We start from the raw sequence: 17,502 nt of genomic DNA, 5'->3' as shown, positions 1-17,502 counted from the left end.
ATCGGGGATGCGCCAACTGTTTGTTTCTTAAACGACTGATTATACGGGATCGGAGACCGTGCGAGGCGTCGCATCCCGCGCCTGTTGCGCAATGCCGGCCATCCGGCCAGGTGCGGGCCGGTAAGCCGCGACAGTGGCGCGCGCGACGTCGCGCGAATGGTGCTTTCGTCCTATGACGTCTGGCCAGGTGGGCCGGCACGCGGGAATCGCTTAAGATTGTTTCCATTCACGGCGCCCCGCGCGCTTCACGCCATACAGGAGACAATCAGGAATATGGGCGCTCTCAGTCACATCCGCGTGCTCGATCTGACACGCGTACTCGCCGGACCCTGGTGCGCACAGACTCTCGCCGATTTCGGTGCGGACGTCATCAAGATCGAACGCCCCGAAGTGGGCGACGACACCCGTCACTGGGGCCCGCCGTACCTGAAAACGCCCGAGGGCGCCGACACGCGCGAGGCCGCGTACTACCTCGCCGCGAACCGCAACAAGCGCTCGGTCACCGTCGACATCGCATCGCCCGAAGGCCAGCGCATCGTGCGCGAACTGGCCGCGCAAAGCGACGTGGTGCTTGAGAACTACAAGGTCGGGCAACTGAAGAAATACGGGCTCGACTACGCGTCGCTGAAAGAAGTGAAACCCGATCTGATCTACTGCTCCGTGACGGGCTTCGGGCAGACCGGGCCGTATGCGCAGCGCGCCGGCTACGACTTCATCGTGCAGGGTATCGGCGGCTTCATGAGCATCACCGGCGAGCGCGACGGCCAGCCCGGCGGCGGCCCGCAAAAGGCAGGCGTGGCGATCGCCGATCTGATGACGGGCATGTATTCGACCGTCGCGGTGCTGACGGCCCTCACCCACCGCGACCGCACCGGGGAAGGCCAGTACATCGACATGGCCCTGCTCGACGTGCAGGTGGCGATGCTCGCCAACATGAACTCGAACTATCTGGCGAGCGGCCAGCCGCCCGTGCGCTGGGGCAACGCACATCCGAACATCGTGCCGTACCAGACCTTCCAGACCAGCGACGGCTGGATCATCGTGGCCGTGGGTAACGACGGCCAGTTCCGCAAGTTCGTCGAAGCCGGCGGCCGTCCGGAACTCGCCGAAGACGAACGCTTCGCCACCAATCCCGCGCGCGTGCGGCACCGTGACGTGCTGGTGCCGGTTCTCGCCGCCATGGTGCGTCTGCAGGGCAAACAGCAGTGGATTTCCGCGCTCGAAGCCGCGGGCGTGCCGTGCGGGCCGATCAACGATCTGGACGAAGTCTTCGAGAACGAACAGGTGATGGCGCGCGGCATGCAGGTCGATCTGCCGCATCCGTCGGGCGGCACGGTCAAGCTGGTGCGCAACCCGATCAACATGAGCGGCACGCCGCCGCAGGCCCTCGCGCATCCGCCCACGCTCGGCGAACACACCGAACGCGTCTTGCGCGACGTGCTCGGCTACGACGACGCGCGAATCACCGCGCTGCGCGATCAGTCGGTGATCTGAACCGCCGCGGCTGGCGTGCGCGTCTAGCCCGCTGACTCAGCGAAGTTAGCCAGCCGCGGCCTTCGTCCCAGTCGCCGAGGCCGCTGTCTGCGTTGATGTGGCCGCGCGCGCCAATGTCGATCCAGCGGCTGCCCCAGCCGTTCGCGCAAGACTGCGAGAACGGCGCGCCGCCGTAGGGATCGTCGTTGCTCGACACCACGATGCTGGCAAACGGCAAGCGCGCGAGCGGCACCGGCGCGAAACCGTGAGCGTCCCGAGGAAAATGCGCTTCGGCCGGATCGGGCACGGCCACGAGCAAGGCGCCCGCCACCTTCGCGAGTTGCGCGGCGCTCGCGTATTGCGTCGCCCAGAACGCCGTGGTCAGACAGCCGAGACTATGCGCGGCCAGGATCACGGGCGGCCGGCCGCCGGAGGTCGCATCGCTCACGGCGGCGTCGAGCGCGCGGCACCAGGCGTCGCGCTCGGGGTGGTCCCAGTCGGGCATCGACACCCGCGTGAACGAAGGGTCGAGTGCTTCCCAGCGTGTCTGCCAGTGCCCCGCGCCGGAATTCTGATAACCCGGCAGCACGAGAACCCGTGGTGTGTTTTGTACTTTCGTGTTCAAGATTTTCCCCGTTCGGCTAGTCGCATGACAGCCGCAGCCGATTTTCCGCGCTTTCGCCGCTCAGCGCATCGGCGCGTATCAATGCATCACCCGCGCCACACCGACACCGCGCGGATCGGCAGCCGGCACCGGCGTCGTTCCGTCCACGCGAATCATCTGCACGTCGCCGTTGAACGACTGCTGTTCGAGCGTGTAGCCCAAGGCCTTCAACTGCGTGGCCAACTCATCCGCGACGGGACGATACGGCTCGAAGTAGATCGTCTTCTGCGGCAGCAACTGATGATGGAAGCGCATGGCGGCGAGCGCGTCGGTCGGCGTCATGTTGAAGTCGTAGAGATCGGTCATCACCTGGAAGATCGACGTGAAAATGCGCGAGCCGCCCGGCGTGCCGATCGCCAGCGCGACCGTGTTGTCCTTGAGCAGAAGCGTCGGCGTCATCGAGGATAGCGGACGGCGGCCCGGCGCGACCGTGTTGGGACCGTCGGCCACCGCACCGGATGCGCCGGTGGTGGTAGCGGGCGTGGTGACGAAGTCGTCCATGGCGTCGTTCAGCAGAAAGCCGCCGCCGTCGGCCACGACGCCCGAGCCGAACGTGCCGTTCAGCGTATAGGTGTTCGAGACGGCGTTGCCCCACTTGTCCACTACCGAGAAATGCGTGGTCTGCGCTTTTTCCGGCGCGCTGTCGCCGAGACCCGGCTTGACCGGCGCGGCGCCCGGTACTTCGTCGGGCTTGACCTCGTCGGCGCGCTGCGCAAGGTAGGCGTCGTCGAGCAACCTGGCGACCGGCACCTTGTAGGAATCGGGGTCGCCGAGGTACTGCTGGCGATCCGCGAACACGCGGTCTTCGATCTGTGCGATCAGGTGGATGTACGGCGCCGAATTCAGTTCGAGTCCGTCGAAACCCTGCTTCAGATCGGCTTTCATCTTGAGCATCTGGATCAGCCCGACGCCGCCCGAACTCGGCGGCGGCGCGGTGACGATCTGATAACCGTTCCAGTCCGCGGTCAACGGCTGACGCCAGACGGCCTTGTACTGGATCAGGTCCTGCTTCGTCACGAGACCGTGACCGTACATCTGCTGGGCGATCAGGTCGCCGGTGCGGCCTTCGTAGAATTCGCGGCCGCCGTCGCCGGCGATGCGCGAGAGTGTCTGCGCGAGTTCGGGCTGGCGGAACGTGGTACCCGCTTTCAGATTCGAAAAATACGCGTCGAAGTTGGTCTTGCCGGCGAAGGTTTTTGCGGCGTCGTCGTGCTGCTTCTGCAGCCACGGCTCGACCTGGAAGCCGTCGGTCGCGTAGTGGATGGCGGGCGCCAGCACCTGCTTCCACTTCAGTTTGCCGAAGCGCTGCTGGGCTTCCCACATACCCTCGACCGTGCCCGGCACACCCACCGCGCGATGACCGACCACGCTCATGTTCGGGACGAGGCTGCCCTTGTCGTCGAGATACATTTCGCGCGTGGCCTGTTGCGGCGCGCGTTCGCGGTAGTCGAGGAAGTACGGCTTGCCGTCGACGAAAAGCGTCATGAAACCGCCGCCGCCGATGTTGCCCGCGCCCGGGTCGGTCACGGCGAGCGTGAAGGCGATGGCGACCGCGGCGTCCACCGCGTTACCGCCGGCGGCGAAGATCTGCTGCGCGGCGTCGGCACTATAGCGGTCGGGCGTAGCGACGGCCGAGGCGTCCAGCACGGGCTTGGGCGCCGCGGTTTTGGCCAGCGCCGGGACGGGCGCAAGTACGCTGCCGCAGACGGCGGCAACCGTTGCCGCGGCCGTCAGCAGGCGGGCGAAAGGAAAAGAGGCGACATGCGCACGCGGCGCTTCTTGTTTCGGGTCGAACATCCGAGAAACTCCGGGAACTGAGGACGCCATGTTGCACGAACGGCGAGGTCGCGTGCAAAAACGGCCGGGACACGCCTGCCTGACCGGCTGCGTCGACCATGCGACGCAACGGCAAGGACGGACGGCGCGCCCGAATGAATAGAGCGGCAAAGAGGCGAAAATACAGGACGGCGGCGCCGGTGCCCGATTCGGGCGGCGCGGCGTATAACCACAGGGCGCGAAAGGGCTTTATGCGCGGCGTCAGTATGCGGGCTCTACACGCGGCTTCGATGCGAGACCTTTCACGCGACGACATCCATGCAGCACCAGACGATCACGTCATGGCATGCGCTGCAAGACATCCGTTCAGCGCAAGCGGAACCCGCGCCCGATACGCGCAAAACCGCCAGACAACGCGAAATCCGCAGACGCCAGATCGTTGCCGCGCGGGTCCGCCGCGGGTCCGCAGCACGGCCGCTCGCATCCTAAGACGGCGGCGGCCGCGCGAACAAAACGTTTTACCTCCTGTTACAGCGCCGCCGGCACCGCCCAATAGCCGCCGCAATCGCCCGCGAGCGGCTCGAACGTTGGCTGCACGCCGCATTCGCCTGCCGCGAAGGAACACGTCAGGTAGAATTGTCGGATAAGTGGACGCATTGCGCGCCCCCGACAGACTTTCACCTTCTCGCATGAATACCGAACGCAACGACGCGCCAGCGGCATCCAATTTCATCCGCAACATCATCGACGACGACAACCGCTCCGGCAAGTGGGGCCAGCGCGTCGAAACGCGCTTCCCGCCCGAGCCGAACGGCTATCTGCACATCGGCCATGCCAAGAGCATCTGCCTGAATTTCGGCGTGGCGCGCAGCTACGGCGGCGTGTGCCATCTGCGTTTCGACGATACGAATCCGGAAAAGGAAAGCGTCGAATATGTCGATTCGATCATCGACTCCGTGCGCTGGCTCGGTTTCGAGTGGGAAAAAGACGGCCAGGAACAGCTCTACTACGCAAGTGATTACTACGGCAAGCTGTACGAATTCGCCGAACTGCTGATCCAGCGCGGCAAGGCGTATGTGGACAGCCAGTCGGCGGAAGAAATGCGCGCCAATCGCGGCTCGGCCACCGAAGTCGGCACGCCGTCGCGTTTCCGCGAGCGTTCGGTCGAAGAAAATCTCGACCTGTTCCGCCGCATGAAAGCGGGCGAGTTCAAGGAAGGCGAGCACGTGCTGCGCGCGAAGATCGACATGTCTTCGCCGAACTTCAACATGCGCGACCCGGTGATCTACCGCATCCGTTTCGCGCATCACTACCGTACCGGCGACACGTGGTGCGTGTACCCGATGTACGACTACACGCACTGCATTTCGGACGCGCTGGAAAACATCACGCATTCGCTGTGCACGCTCGAGTTCGAAGATCACCGTCCGCTGTACGACTGGATTCTCAACGAACTCGCCGAAGCCGGCATTTTCACGCGCCCGTTGCCGCAGCAAATCGAGTTTTCGCGACTGAACCTCACGTACGCCATCACCAGCAAGCGCAAGCTGCTGCAACTGGTGAACGAAGGCCACGTGGACGGCTGGGACGACCCGCGCATGCCGACCATCGTCGGTGTGCGTCGCCGTGGTTTCACGCCGGCCGCGATCCAGCTGTTCTGCGAGCGCATCGGCGTCACCAAGGTCGATTCGTGGATCGACATGAGCGTGTTCGAAGGCGCGCTGCGTGACGATCTGGACGAGAAGGCGCCGCGTATCGCCGCCGTGCTCGACCCGCTCAAGCTGATCATCGACAACTTCGCGGAAGGCGTGACCGAGCCCTGCTCCGCGCCGGTCCATCCGCATCATCCGGAACAGGGCGTGCGCGAGTTCCCGATTTCGCGCGAGCTGTGGATCGAGCGCGAGGACTACAACGAGACGCCGCCGAAGGGCTACTTCCGTCTGTTCCCCGGCAACAAGGTGCGTCTGCGCTACGGCTACGTGATCGAATGCATCGGTGCGGACAAGGACGAGAACGGCAACATCGTCGCGGTCCACTGCAACTACTTCCCGGACAGCAAGTCGGGCACCGAAGGCGCGAACAACTACAAGGTCAAGGGCAACATTCACTGGGTCAGCGCAGCAGCCGCCTGCCCGGCCGAAGTGCGCATCTACGACCGCCTGTTCAAGGAAGCGCAACCGGACGCCGGTGGCCGCGACTTCCTCGAAGCGCTCAACCCGGACTCGAAGCGCGTGGTCAACGCCTACCTCGAACCGGGCGCGCGCGACGCGCAGGCCGAGCAGCGCTATCAGTTCGAACGCCACGGCTATTTCGTCGCCGACCGTGTGGATTCGAAGCCGGGCAAGCCGGTGTTCAACCGCATCGTCAGCCTGCGCGACAGCTGGGGCAAGCCGGCTTAAATCGCCGCAGCCACGGGCAGCGCGGCGTTGAATCCGGCGTGCGTTCCGATAGGAGCGCACGCCGTTTTGTCGTTCGGGGTCCATCTATACTGAAAGCGCGGCAGGATTGCACGCGCCGCTCCGGGAGGTTCGATGAAAACTGCAGCCGACCGCGGGCCGAGTCCGAGGCACGCTTCTCGAAGGCACACGCTTCATGGGCATGATTTCAAGGCGACTCGCATGAAGCGCGGCGCTCGCCTCGCGCTTCTGACGCTGAGCGTGGTCTGCGCCGCCTCGCTCGCGCAATCCGCGCAGGCAGAAGAACTCACCGGCACGCTCAAAAAAATCCACGACGACGGCGTCGTGACGCTCGGCGTGCGCGAGGCGTCGATTCCCTTTTCCTATTTCGACGGCACGCAAACAGTCGGCTACTCGCAGTCCATTGCGCTGCAAATCGTCGACGAAATCCGCAAGACACTCGGCATGCCGCAACTCAAGGTGCACGAGGTGACGGTCACTTCGTCGAACCGCACGCCGATGCTGCTGAACAACCAGATCGACCTCGAATGCGGCTCGACCACCCACACGACCGAGCGTGAGAATGTCGTGGCGTTTTCGAATAGCTTCTTCCAATACGCAGTACGCATGATTTCGCGCAAAAGCAGCGGTATCAGCGACTTTCAGGATCTGGCCGGCAAGACGGTGGTCACCACCGCGGGCACGTCGGACGAGCGGCTGCTGCGCCGTCTGAATGCGGACAAGCATCTGAATATGCGCATTACCAGTGCGCGCGATCATCAGGAAGCATTCACCGCGCTCAAGGACGAACGCGCCGTGGCCTTCGTGATGGACGAGCCGATCGTGTACGGCTTCAAATCCACCGACACGCGTCCGGACGATTACGTCGTGAACGGTACGCCGCTCGGCTACGAGGTGTATGCCTGCATGTTCCGCAAAGGGGACGAGCCGTTCCGCAATCTCGTGAACGGCGTGATTACGCACAGTCAGACTTCAGGCGATGCGGAACGCATGTATCGGCAATGGTTTACGCAGCCGATCCCGCCGCGCGGCATCAATCTGAACTTCCCGCTGTCGGAACAGAACCGCGCGCTGTTCTCGCACCCGAACGACCACGCGCTCGACTAAGCGTGCCGTTACAACGAGCGATGCAATTCGGCCAGCGACAGCGTGGTCTGGAATAGCCGCGTGAGACTGCGGCTGGCGAAACGCTCGACCTGGTCCGGCGCGGTCCAGCGATAAGCGTCCATTTCGGGGATCATCGTGCCGTCCGAGCGGCGCGGAAACATCGACGTGCAGGTGCACTGCGACAGATCCAGTTCGGCAGCCGTGGCGCGCGCGCCGAACAGATGCAGATCCTTGTCACGCCGGTAGACGAACAGCCCAAGGTCTTTCAGACGCTCTGGCTCGATCGCGAGACCCGTCTCTTCCACCATCTCGCGCAGCGCCGTGACGTGCGGTGCCTCGCCCTCTTCCCCGTGACCTTTGGGAATGTCCCAGTGCGACGTTTCGGTGGCATGCGCGAGCAGCACCCTGCCGTCGGGATCGAGCAGCACGACACCGCACGAGACCACCCGAGCGCTCATCATCGGGACGCTGGATGGCCGCGCATAAGCTCGCTCGACGCCAGCCGCGATGCGACGGGCGCCGATCCACCGGCACGCATGCTCAATGCTTTTTCTGCAATTGCCATTGGCCGTTGCCCTGCCGGCAGAACTGCGGCCGCAGGTTCATGGACTGGCCTTTTGCATTCAGCACGACGCCGAGATCGCGGCACGTGCGCTCGCCCTCTTTCGCCGTGCTCGCGACGGTGATATTCGCGTCGATCTTCACGCTGTTGCCGGTGCCTTCGTTGACCCAGGTCGCACTCTCGCCGTCTTTCTTGTCGTTCAGCGCCGCGAATACCGCCTTCTTGACCGAGTCGATATCGCGCTGCTTCATGTAGCTGATCGGCGTGTCGTTCAGAAAGCCGAGATTCGCCGCTTGCGCGCCGATCGCACCCGCGAGCAGTACACCGCCGGCGGCCAGGTGAAACAGGGCACGGATTCGCATCGACATGAAGGGTTCTCCTCGAAGAGTGTGGCAGTCGGTCAAGACGCGCGCACGCGCCGGATCACGATCTGGACCCCAAAAGCATAGCATGGTGTCTACGCAGATTGTCTCGCGCGCGCACGCGTCGTGCTCGATCTAAACACAACTGCAACACAAGGCGTGGCGGGCATGCGTCGGCCCCGTCATGTTTTTAGGATAAGTCTCATAGGTTCCGAAGAGACGCGTGCTTACGCTTGACGACATTGTGCCAATGCACCGACCGCGTCACGCATCCTTCATCATGAACGTCATCCTAATGCTTGAAATCCTGACGGCCGCCGTCGCGCTGCTGTGTATCGTGCTCGTACCCGTCGCCATTGGCCGCGATCCGGGTCTGGCCAGACGCGTCGTGCAGATGGACGCGCTGCCGCGCGCGCGCTGGCCGAATCTGCTGACGCGCGCGGGCGTGGCGTGCATGCTGGTCTCGTTCGCCCTGCTGCTGTTCGCCTGCTATCAGATTCTCAACGGCGCGAACGCCTGAGCGCGCCGCTCCCGGTTACTGCGCCGCCGGCTTGTAGCCATCGGTGAGCGTATTCAGAAACGCCACTACGTCCTTGATTTCCGCTTCGTCGAATACGGGTTTGTCGCCCGGCTTGCGATCGAACGGCGGATCGGTGTTCAGATTGGCCCAGTACATTTGCGGCAAATCGTCGAACTTCTGCACCTTCCCCTTCACGACCGGATAGAACTTTTCCGGATTCGTATCGCGCTCGGCATAGAAGCGCACCACCTCGTCCAGCGAATGATAGATGCCGTTGTGGAAGAAGCTCTTCTTCAACGCGACGTTGCGCAGTGTCGGCGTGCGGAAGATGCCGCAAAACTCGGCGCGTCCTTTCAGATCGGTGCGCTCGGGTCCACAGCCGCCCAGATCGTAAAAATGCGGATCGTGGTTCACGCGTAGCGCGCGATTGCGCGGCACGCCGATCGCGATCAGACCGAAGTCGCTGAACTGCGGCGGTGCGCCGTCTTTGGTGCGCTGGCTGATGTGACAGCTTGCGCAATTACCCTTCTGCTCGTCGTTGAAAATCTCCAGCCCGTGCAACTCGGCCTTCGTCAACTGCGCCTTGCCGGCAAGGAACGCATCGTATTTGCTGGTGTATGGATAGAAGAGTTCGGGTGTCTGCTCGAAGGCTTCCAGAGATTGCAGCACCGCGTTGAAGGTGGCCTCTTCGTTGTCGAGAATATGTTCGCCGAATGCCCGGCGGAAATCTTGCGCGTAGGGCGCCGCCTTGACCGCGGCCGTGACCTTCGCGGGCGTGCTGCCCATTTCGAACGACGACAACAACGGAATGCGCGCCTGGTCCGAGCCGCGATTCACGCGTCCGTCCCACGTCAGGCCGCCGGTCGGGCCTGCGTCGATGCTTTCGTCGCCTTCGTCGTCCGACTCGTGATAGTGCTCGGCGAACGCCGGCACCGACTGCAAATACTTGAGCGTCGGCGCGGCACGCATGCCGGTACGGTGCATGTCGTCGCCGCCGAGTTGCACCGAGAGCGAATTCGCCGGTGTGAAGCCGTGATCCGGGCTGTGGCACGACGCGCACGCGAGCTTGCCCGAACCGGAGAGCGAGGCGTCGAAGAATAGCTGCTTGCCGAGCGCCGTCATCTGCCGCACCGACTCGTAGACCTCCGCGCGCGACTGGCCGGCTTCGTGAGCGGCAACGCGTTGCACGGACACGGCCGACGCAGACACCGACGCCTGCTGTCCGGCCACGCCGGCATCGCGCGCCGCCGACGGCGCTTTGTCCTCGCACGCCGTCAACGTGGCCGCTGCCATCAGCGCCGCCAACACCGTGCCGACGCTCGCCGTGCGCCACGCACCGCCGGTCGTGCGGCGCGTCGAGGCCGCCGCGCCTGTGTACCGCGCTTCGATCTGAAGTACCGCTTTCCGAATCCCCGCCAGACTGCTTCGCATATGAATGATGTGAGTGTTGCGATAGTGAAGTCAGCGAGCGTATTTCAATTACATGTCGTCAAAATGACATTCAGCCGACGACAAAACCGCAATCGAATGATTTCGTAATTAATTACATCTTTCTGTCAAATTGCCTTGCGAAACTTTCACTGGCGGCTCGCTGTGTAAGTTATGCATGCGGCCCCGTCCCCAACGCGAGAGAGAGAACAGACACAAGATGAACAAGAAATTGATCTGCGCGACGCCCATCGCGATCGCAGCAGCGATAAGCCTGTACGCCTGCGGTGGCAGCGATACAGTCACCCCGCAACCCGACATCACGTCGATCAAGAACGTCGTGGTGATTTACGCGGAAAACCGCAGCTTCGACAATCTCTACGGCAACTTCCCCGGCGCCAACGGCTTACAGAATGTGACGGCGGCCAGCGCGCAACAGGTGGATCGCAACGGCACGCCGCTCGCGACGCTGCCGCGCGTATGGAAGGGTCTGACGCAGACCGGTGTCACACCTGTCGTGACGGAAGCGATGACGGTGAATCTGCCGAACAGCCCGTTCGCCATCGACGATCCCAAGGGTTTCAACACGCCGATCACGGCCACGACGCGCGATCTGTATCACCGCTTCTACGAGAACCAGATGCAGATCAACGGCGGCAAGAACGACAAGTTCGCCGCGTGGGCCGATTCGGGCGGCCTCGTGATGGGCCACTACTCGCTCGACGCCGACAAGCTGCCGCTGTGGAAGATCGCCCAGCAATACACGCTCGCCGACAACTTCTTCATGGGCGCATTCGGCGGCTCGTTCCTGAATCACCAGTGGCTGGTTTGCGCCTGTACGCCGACGTATCCGAACGCCGACAAGAGCCCGGCGGCCGCCTCGATTACGTCACTGGAAAGCGACGGCGTCACGCTGAAAGTGACCGCGGCGTCGCCCGCGTCGGCCATCGACGGACCGCCCGCGTACGTGAATTCCGGCAACCTCACGCCCGACTTCTACGCGGTCAACACGATGCAGCCGCCGTATCAGCCGAGTTCCGTGGCACCGGCCACGGGCGGCGATGCCAACCTCGCCAATCCGGCCAGCGCGAGCACGCTGCCGCCGCAAACGGCGACGCATATCGGCGACCTGCTGAACAACGCCAAGGTCTCGTGGGCCTGGTACGGCGGCGCATGGAACGCGGCGATCGCGGCCATCCAGAACGGCACGCCGAACGTCGTCTACGGCGCGAATCTGACGGCGCCGAATTTCCAGACGCACCACCAGCCGTTCAACTACTTCGCCGACCTCGCGCCGGGCACGGCCAACCGCAGCCAGCATTTGCTGGACGGCGGCCTCGCCGGTTCCGAGTTCATCAAGGCGATCGATGCCGGCACCTTGCCGCAAGTGTCGTTCTACAAGCCGCAAGGTAACCTGAACGAGCACGCCGGCTACACGGACGTCGCATCGGGCGATCAGCACATCGCCGACGTGATCGCGCATCTGCAGAAGAGCCCGCAGTGGAACAACATGGTCGTCGTCGTGACGTACGACGAAAACGGCGGCTTCTGGGATCACGTCGCGCCGCCGAAGGCCGACCGTTGGGGTCCGGGCACGCGTATTCCGGCGCTCATCATTTCGCCGTTCGCGAAGAAGGGTTTCGTCGATCACACGCAGTACGACACCACGTCGATCCTGCGCTTCATCACGCATCGCTTCTCGCTGCCGACACTGCCGGGCATCGCCGCGCGCGACGCCGCGCTGGTCAGCAACGGCAGCAAGCCGATGGGCGATCTGACCGCCGCGCTGAACATCAGGCAGTAAAGAGCCGAGGCGCAGCGCCCGGCGAGCACCATGCAACAGCCGGGCGAACTGAATGACGGATGACTCGGTGCGAGTCGACGACGGGGCAGCTTCGGCTGCCCTTTTTCTTTGGACGCGCGTTCCGGACACTCATGAGCGGTGCAAGGAGCCAGGAGCGAGGACGGCGACATCCGGCGCGACGCGTTTTCGTCACCGGCGTATGCTTCGACGCAGGACACGCTATGTCCGCAAGCTGGTCCATCCCACCAGGAGCACGACAGCATGACTGAAAAAACCATCAAGGTCCCCGGCGCGGACCATCCGATCACCGTCGAGCCGGGCAATGCCCGCGTGGTCGTCACGGTTGCCGGGCGCGTGATTGCCGATACCCGCAACGCGCTGGTTCTGCGTGAAGCGTCGTATCCGCCGGTGTACTACATCCCGCGCAACGACGTCGAGATGACCCTGCTCGAACGCACCGATCACGCGACGTATTGCCCGTATAAGGGCGATAGCGCGTACTACAGCATTCCTGGCGGCGGCGAGCGGTCGGTGAACGCGGTGTGGACGTATGAATCGCCCTATGCGCCGGTGAAGGAAATAGCGCAGCATCTGGCGTTCTACCCGGACCGGGTCGATTCGATCGAGGTGACGGCGGCAGGTTGAAGACGAGCTGATGACGCGCCAGCATCGCAGCGCTTCGGGCTGCGATGCATCGTGCGCTGCGTACTCGAGGACACATGCGAACACGACAGGTGAAGCAGGCGTTTTGAAGTACGGCAGGAGGGACTCGAACCCCCCACCCTCGGCTTAGAAGGCCGATGCTCTATCCAGCTGAGCTACTGCCGTATTGACGTGAGGCGATGCACGAACCACGACGCGCATCACCCGCAATGAGAACCCGCTAAAGGGTATTGAAGAACCACGGCCCTGGTTTTGCCACTCAGCCGCCGTGTTCACGAAACACTGAAATTCTAACCGACGCGACCGTGAGCTGGAAATGACACGTTGAGCACGACAGCATTTCGTCCACGGCCACCTCGCCCAACTCACGTCGCAAAACAAACGGGCCCGGCGCATTGAGCCGGGCCCGAATTATATACCGATCACTTGAGCGTCGCGAGCCACCATGCGGTGCAACGCCTCGCGACGAGCGCAATCACACCGGCTGCGGATGCATCATGAACCAGCCGAGGAAGAAAATGCCCGCGATCACGCAGTACACGCCGAACGACGCAAGACGGCCGCGTCCTTCGAAATAACGCATCAGGAAACGCACGCTCAGATAGGCGGCGATTGCGGTCAGCACACCGCCGAGCAGCGCGTCGGCGAGTTGGCCGGGCGCGTGGAAAAGCTTCGGCAATTCGAGGATGCCCGCCGCGAAAATGATCGGCGTGCCGAGCAGGAACGAAAACTCGGCGGCCTTCTCTGCCGTCAGACCCGCGGCGTTACCCGCGATCATCGTCAGACCGCTGCGCGAGAAGCCGGGAATCAACGCGCCGATCTGCGCGAGACCGACGAAAAACGCCTGGCGGAACGTGAGCTTCTCCGGCGCCTGATGCGCGCGCGAGCGTTGCAGACGATCGCCGAACCACAACAGCACGCCGTTGACGATCAGCGCGATCGCGACGATGCGCAAATCGTGGAACAGTCGCTCGAGGCGCTTCTCCAGAATCAGCCCGACCAGACCCGCCGGAATCGTGCCGATGATCAGCGCCCACATCATGTGCGCGTCGTCATTGCGACGGCCGCCGAACGAGGCGAAGAAACCGCGCACCAGAGCACACCAGCGCTTGCGGAAATACCACAGGAGCGCGAGCGCCGTACCGAGGTGCAAGGCAACGAGGAACGGCAGCAATTGCGGCGCGTGTTTGTCGATATGCATGCCGAACACGGCCGGCACGAGCAGTGTATGGCCGAGGCTACTCACCGGAAACAGTTCGGTGACGCCTTGCAGCACACTCAGGAAAATCAGAAACGACAGGTTCACGCGGCGACCCTCTATGTAAGGAAAATGTCGGGGAGCAGCGCGCCGCACGAGAAAAGACGGCGCGTCAAAAGGCGCACCGATTATGCCTGGCTGCAATGTCAGCGCCAAGCGTTTAGGCCGCATTCGGGGAAATAATGATGCACTGCGTCACAACTCGACACCAGTGTTACGCGGCAGAAAAAGAAACGGGCTGCCTGACCGGCAGCCCGCTATGCGATGTCGAGTGATGGCGCAATCCGTCAGCCGTTCGGCATGACGGCGCGAACCTGACGCTCAGCGCTCCAGCTTGTAGAAAAAGTAGACGGTGCTCGCCGCAAACATGCCGAACAAAGCCACACCCATTGCCATTGCGAGATCCATTGAGCCTCCAGAGCCGTCTCGTCCGGTCGTCGAAGTTACCGGGCAGTCGAGGCCATTATCGGCAAGGATCGCCGTCATGCGACACCCGCAATTTCCCCAGAAGGGTTTCCCCGTAGCGTAAAGCAGCGCAAAATCGTCCTCTCGCGTGACCTCGCCGCCGCTTGCGCGACGCGGGTCGCACCGATTTTCCACCGTCATCCATCAGCCATCGACCATGCCGCTTTCACCGCAACAGGACATTCTCGAGATCGCCCAGGACACCTCCGTGCTCCGTTTCGCGCCGCAAGCAGGCGGACGCCTATTGTCGTGGCTCATCGACGGCGAAGAGGTCATCCATTGGCCGGACAATCCGGACTGGAGCCAGCCGGCGCGCATCCGCGGCGGCAATCCGTTGCTGTTTCCGTTCCTCGGCAGGCACCGCGTCGACGGCAAGATCGGCTACTGGCGCGACGCCGAAGGCACGGTGCGTGAATTGCCGATGCACGGCTTCGCGCGCGATCTGCCTTTCGAAGCTCACGCCGACGTGCACGGCGCCGGCCTGCGCATGACCCTGACGGACAGCGACGCGACCCGCACCGGCTACCCGTTCGGCTTCCGCTTCGAAGCCGCCTACACGCTCGTCGACGCGCATACGCTGGACGTCGCGCTCACCACCACAAACACGGGCGACACGCCGCTGCCCTACTACGCCGGCCACCACTTCTACTTCACCCTGCCGCACACGCAGCGCGCGGAAACGTCGCTGGAATTGCCGCCTACCGAGCGACGCTTCCAGCAGGCCGACGGTTCGATCAGCGCGGCGGAACCGGGCGAGCCGCGCTACACGCTCGACGAAGCACGCATTCTCGACCGTTTCCACTGCCTCAAAGGCACGCCCGACCAGCCCGTCCGTCTGATCGCGCCGGGTCTGAACCGGGTCGTCACCATCGATCTGCAACGGCCGGGGTCGCTGCCGTGGTACGCCGTCACCACCTGGACCGAAGCGGCGGAGTCGGACTTCTACTGCGTCGAACCGTGGCTGGGTCTGCCCGACGCCATCCACAACGGCATGGGCCTGCGCTGGCTCGCGCCGGGCGTCACCGAAACGGCGGCGCTGCGCATCAGCGTCGGCAAGCTGCGCTGAGCGCCGGCGGCGCATTGATCCGGCCGCCGGTTCGGGGCGGCGGTTGCGGGTGAATCAACGGCATTTGCCGCCTGCCAATTGCGGACCAGCACGAGGGCGGACCGCGGCTAAATGCGGTCGGCCGACCGCCTCGACTCGCCGGTCCGCTGCCCGCTTTTCGGGTGCTGCAACGCAAAACCGTTAGAATCGGACGCTTTTGCACCCATCTGCCACGTGATCGGGATCGGCGCGCGGCAGCGCTTTGCGAGGTCCAATGCTGGAAACAACAAGAATGATGAAGCGGCTCGCCTGTGCGTCGCTACTCGCGGCGCTCGTCGCCTGCGGGTCGGCGCCGGTGGGTCCGGGGTTCTACCGTGTCGAACGTGGCGATACGTTGTCGAAGATCGCTCGCAGCAACCGGCAGTCGGTGCAGAGCATCGTCCGCTGGAACAATCTGACCAACCCGGACAGCATCGAGGTGGGACAGGTGTTGCGCGTGGTGCCGCCGGGCGGCGCAAGCTCGACGAGCGGTGCGATACGTAGTGGCAACGCCGGCGCGGCGTCGGCCGCGCCACGTCCGGCACCGGCGGATACGGCGCCATCGGCCGCGCCGGCGTCGACCATCTCGCTCGTCTGGCCCGCCGACGGCACAGTGATCCGGCGCTTCGACGGCAACAATTCGAAGGGCATCGACATTTCGGCGGCGCCCGGCACGCCCGTCGTGGCGGCCGCGCCCGGCACCGTGGTGTACGCGGGCAACGGCTTGCGCGGATACGGCAATCTGCTGATCCTGAAGCACAACGCCGAATATCTGACCGCCTACGCGCACAACCGTGCGCTCATGGTGAAGGAAGGTCAGACCGTGACGCGCGGCGAAAAAATCGCCGAAATGGGCGACACCGACACCGATCGCGTGATGCTGCATTTCGAGTTGCGCTATCAGGGTCGTTCGATCGACCCGTCGCGGGCGCTGCCGCCGCGCTGATGGGTGGCGGGGTGCATCGGGAAGCGCGCCGCTGCACACGCCCTTACAGCCGTCCTTGCAGGCGTTCTGAAATGCGCATGCATGGATCAGGCACGCCAACTGCAACAGCGGCCGGGGAACCTCGCGCGCCATTAATCAATCCGACGTGAGATGCGGTTTGCGCCGCGTCTTCGATGTCATCAGTAAGGAATCTGCAATGAAGAGTGCATTTGCGTCGGCGGCCACGGCCGCGGCGATCGGTCTTGGCCTGCTGACACTCGGCAGCCTGAGCGGCTGCTCCAGCACCACCACCATGACCTACCTGCCGAGCGGCGACACCGGCTTCGCCATCAACTGCAGCGGCAGCGACGCCAGCTCCAGCTGGGCCGAGTGCTACAAGCAGGCGGGCCAGGTATGCGGCAACTATGGCTACGACGTGGTGTCGAAAGACGTCGACAACGGCGCGACCTCGGGCGGCACGATCGGCGGCATTTTCGGAGCGAACGTCAAAAACCGCTCGATGGTGGTCCGCTGCAAACAGTAATGGCCACAATGCGCGATTGACCGCGGGCATTCTTCGATCAATCACGCCGTTGCAATTGAACTGACGTAATTCGCGTCATGCGTCGAATAAAAAAAAGCCCGGCTCGAGGCCGGGCTAACGGGGGTTCGGCGCATATCGGCAAAGGACCGGTTCACCATGCGCCAGAACGGAATCTAACAACCCGTTTATTCAAGTGCAATATATTAATTGCGCGAGAAATGTGACTCGGCGTACGGAGTCCGCAATACGTGAAGAGAAAATGGGAAGAATAAACGCTTAAATACGCAATGCTTCACGGCGCATTGCGCCATTCTCGCGCGCACATTGAAAACTCGAATCTTGCCGGCAGGCCGCATAAACGGGACATCTAACGGAAAGCGGCCATTAAGCCTGAAGAAAGGCCCGTGGCCGATTTGGGCTAGGGCCGCTGGAGGCCGGCCCGCCAATTCT

Annotated in this window: 16 protein-coding genes and 1 tRNA gene; 9 read left to right on the top strand and 8 right to left on the bottom strand. The window is 63.5% G+C overall.

Annotated features, from left to right (window positions below):
• Positions 1-273: 273 nt before the first annotated feature.
• The gene (locus P3T18_RS25320) at positions 274-1,494 is read left to right on the top strand and encodes a CaiB/BaiF CoA transferase family protein (protein WP_429302703.1); all 1,221 of its coding nucleotides are present in this window, start codon (positions 274-276) and stop codon (positions 1,492-1,494) included.
• Here P3T18_RS25320 and P3T18_RS25315 read toward each other — a convergent pair.
• On the bottom strand, positions 1,463-2,098 hold the full coding sequence (locus P3T18_RS25315; RefSeq protein ID WP_429302702.1) for an RBBP9/YdeN family alpha/beta hydrolase: 636 nt from the start codon (positions 2,096-2,098) through the stop codon (positions 1,463-1,465). The genes P3T18_RS25320 and P3T18_RS25315 overlap by 32 nt on opposite strands.
• A gap of 78 nt (positions 2,099-2,176) precedes the next feature.
• Positions 2,177-3,934 carry a gamma-glutamyltransferase gene (gene ggt / locus P3T18_RS25310; RefSeq protein ID WP_429302701.1) on the bottom strand — a complete coding sequence of 586 codons (1,758 nt, stop codon included), beginning with the start codon at positions 3,932-3,934 and terminating at the stop codon, positions 2,177-2,179.
• 668 nt (positions 3,935-4,602) lie between these two features.
• Between ggt and P3T18_RS25305 the strand changes: the two genes are divergently transcribed.
• On the top strand, positions 4,603-6,312 hold the full coding sequence (locus tag P3T18_RS25305) for a glutamine--tRNA ligase/YqeY domain fusion protein (RefSeq protein ID WP_429302700.1): 1,710 nt from the start codon (positions 4,603-4,605) through the stop codon (positions 6,310-6,312).
• 219 nt (positions 6,313-6,531) lie between these two features.
• A complete protein-coding gene (locus P3T18_RS25300) occupies positions 6,532-7,437 on the top strand; it encodes a transporter substrate-binding domain-containing protein (RefSeq protein WP_429302699.1) in 906 nt (301 codons plus the stop codon).
• An 8-nt stretch (positions 7,438-7,445) separates the two neighbouring features.
• On the opposite strand, the gene P3T18_RS25295 is transcribed toward P3T18_RS25300, so the two are convergent.
• Complete coding sequence (locus tag P3T18_RS25295; protein ID WP_429302984.1) at positions 7,446-7,895, bottom strand: NUDIX hydrolase; 450 nt, start codon at positions 7,893-7,895, stop codon at positions 7,446-7,448.
• 82 nt (positions 7,896-7,977) lie between these two features.
• Positions 7,978-8,367 (bottom strand): RT0821/Lpp0805 family surface protein, encoded by a 390-nt coding sequence (locus P3T18_RS25290; RefSeq protein WP_429302698.1) that lies wholly within the window; start codon positions 8,365-8,367, stop codon positions 7,978-7,980.
• A gap of 274 nt (positions 8,368-8,641) precedes the next feature.
• On the opposite strand from P3T18_RS25290, the gene P3T18_RS25285 reads away from it, so the two are divergent.
• Entirely contained in the window at positions 8,642-8,881 is a 240-nt protein-coding gene (locus tag P3T18_RS25285; RefSeq protein ID WP_429302697.1) for a hypothetical protein, read from the top strand.
• Between the two features lie 15 nt (positions 8,882-8,896).
• On the opposite strand, the gene P3T18_RS25280 is transcribed toward P3T18_RS25285, so the two are convergent.
• Positions 8,897-10,174, bottom strand: a complete 1,278-nt coding sequence (locus P3T18_RS25280) for a cytochrome-c peroxidase (protein WP_429302983.1) — start codon at positions 10,172-10,174, stop codon at positions 8,897-8,899.
• A gap of 355 nt (positions 10,175-10,529) precedes the next feature.
• Between P3T18_RS25280 and P3T18_RS25275 the strand changes: the two genes are divergently transcribed.
• Both P3T18_RS25275 and P3T18_RS25270 read left to right on the top strand, forming a co-directional pair.
• Positions 10,530-12,113 (top strand): acid phosphatase, encoded by a 1,584-nt coding sequence (locus tag P3T18_RS25275; protein WP_429302696.1) that lies wholly within the window; start codon positions 10,530-10,532, stop codon positions 12,111-12,113.
• 261 nt (positions 12,114-12,374) lie between these two features.
• The gene (locus P3T18_RS25270) at positions 12,375-12,758 is read left to right on the top strand and encodes a DUF427 domain-containing protein (protein WP_429302695.1); all 384 of its coding nucleotides are present in this window, start codon (positions 12,375-12,377) and stop codon (positions 12,756-12,758) included.
• A 109-nt stretch (positions 12,759-12,867) separates the two neighbouring features.
• On the opposite strand, the gene P3T18_RS25265 is transcribed toward P3T18_RS25270, so the two are convergent.
• The 3 genes from P3T18_RS25265 to P3T18_RS25255 all read right to left on the bottom strand — a co-directional run bounded on the left by P3T18_RS25265 (position 12,868) and on the right by P3T18_RS25255 (position 14,520).
• Positions 12,868-12,941 (bottom strand) — tRNA-Arg (locus P3T18_RS25265).
• Between the two features lie 310 nt (positions 12,942-13,251).
• Positions 13,252-14,082 (bottom strand): undecaprenyl-diphosphate phosphatase, encoded by an 831-nt coding sequence (locus tag P3T18_RS25260; RefSeq protein WP_429302694.1) that lies wholly within the window; start codon positions 14,080-14,082, stop codon positions 13,252-13,254.
• A 273-nt stretch (positions 14,083-14,355) separates the two neighbouring features.
• Positions 14,356-14,520, bottom strand: a complete 165-nt coding sequence (locus tag P3T18_RS25255; RefSeq protein WP_429302693.1) for a hypothetical protein — start codon at positions 14,518-14,520, stop codon at positions 14,356-14,358.
• A 136-nt stretch (positions 14,521-14,656) separates the two neighbouring features.
• Between P3T18_RS25255 and P3T18_RS25250 the strand changes: the two genes are divergently transcribed.
• The 3 genes from P3T18_RS25250 to P3T18_RS25240 all read left to right on the top strand — a co-directional run bounded on the left by P3T18_RS25250 (position 14,657) and on the right by P3T18_RS25240 (position 17,052).
• Positions 14,657-15,565, top strand: coding sequence for an aldose epimerase (locus P3T18_RS25250; protein ID WP_429302692.1), 909 nt, complete (start codon positions 14,657-14,659; stop codon positions 15,563-15,565).
• A gap of 253 nt (positions 15,566-15,818) precedes the next feature.
• Positions 15,819-16,529 carry a peptidoglycan DD-metalloendopeptidase family protein gene (locus P3T18_RS25245; RefSeq protein ID WP_429302691.1) on the top strand — a complete coding sequence of 237 codons (711 nt, stop codon included), beginning with the start codon at positions 15,819-15,821 and terminating at the stop codon, positions 16,527-16,529.
• 196 nt (positions 16,530-16,725) lie between these two features.
• Positions 16,726-17,052, top strand: coding sequence for a hypothetical protein (locus P3T18_RS25240; RefSeq protein WP_429302690.1), 327 nt, complete (start codon positions 16,726-16,728; stop codon positions 17,050-17,052).
• Positions 17,053-17,502 lie beyond the last annotated feature (450 nt).

It is taken from the genome of Paraburkholderia sp. GAS199, assembly GCF_050436585.1.
Lineage (GTDB): Bacteria > Pseudomonadota > Gammaproteobacteria > Burkholderiales > Burkholderiaceae > Paraburkholderia.
This window is presented reverse-complemented; position numbering and strand designations above follow the sequence as displayed.

What these genes read in the sequence shown, in the direction of transcription:
- P3T18_RS25320 (WP_429302703.1), top strand. Translation starts at nt 274, where the DNA reads ATGGGCGCTCTCAGTCACATCCGCGTGCTCGATCTGACACGCGTACTC.
- P3T18_RS25295 (WP_429302984.1), bottom strand. Translation starts at nt 7,895, where the DNA reads ATGAGCGCTCGGGTGGTCTCGTGCGGTGTCGTGCTGCTCGATCCCGAC.
- P3T18_RS25245 (WP_429302691.1), top strand. Translation starts at nt 15,819, where the DNA reads ATGCTGGAAACAACAAGAATGATGAAGCGGCTCGCCTGTGCGTCGCTA.
- P3T18_RS25240 (WP_429302690.1), top strand. Translation starts at nt 16,726, where the DNA reads ATGAAGAGTGCATTTGCGTCGGCGGCCACGGCCGCGGCGATCGGTCTT.
- P3T18_RS25280 (WP_429302983.1), bottom strand. Translation starts at nt 10,174, where the DNA reads ATGGCAGCGGCCACGTTGACGGCGTGCGAGGACAAAGCGCCGTCGGCG.
- P3T18_RS25305 (WP_429302700.1), top strand. Translation starts at nt 4,603, where the DNA reads ATGAATACCGAACGCAACGACGCGCCAGCGGCATCCAATTTCATCCGC.
- ggt (WP_429302701.1), bottom strand. Translation starts at nt 3,934, where the DNA reads ATGTTCGACCCGAAACAAGAAGCGCCGCGTGCGCATGTCGCCTCTTTT.
- P3T18_RS25285 (WP_429302697.1), top strand. Translation starts at nt 8,642, where the DNA reads ATGAACGTCATCCTAATGCTTGAAATCCTGACGGCCGCCGTCGCGCTG.
- P3T18_RS25290 (WP_429302698.1), bottom strand. Translation starts at nt 8,367, where the DNA reads ATGTCGATGCGAATCCGTGCCCTGTTTCACCTGGCCGCCGGCGGTGTA.
- P3T18_RS25300 (WP_429302699.1), top strand. Translation starts at nt 6,532, where the DNA reads ATGAAGCGCGGCGCTCGCCTCGCGCTTCTGACGCTGAGCGTGGTCTGC.
- P3T18_RS25275 (WP_429302696.1), top strand. Translation starts at nt 10,530, where the DNA reads ATGAACAAGAAATTGATCTGCGCGACGCCCATCGCGATCGCAGCAGCG.
- P3T18_RS25255 (WP_429302693.1), bottom strand. Translation starts at nt 14,520, where the DNA reads ATGACGGCGATCCTTGCCGATAATGGCCTCGACTGCCCGGTAACTTCG.
- P3T18_RS25270 (WP_429302695.1), top strand. Translation starts at nt 12,375, where the DNA reads ATGACTGAAAAAACCATCAAGGTCCCCGGCGCGGACCATCCGATCACC.
- P3T18_RS25250 (WP_429302692.1), top strand. Translation starts at nt 14,657, where the DNA reads ATGCCGCTTTCACCGCAACAGGACATTCTCGAGATCGCCCAGGACACC.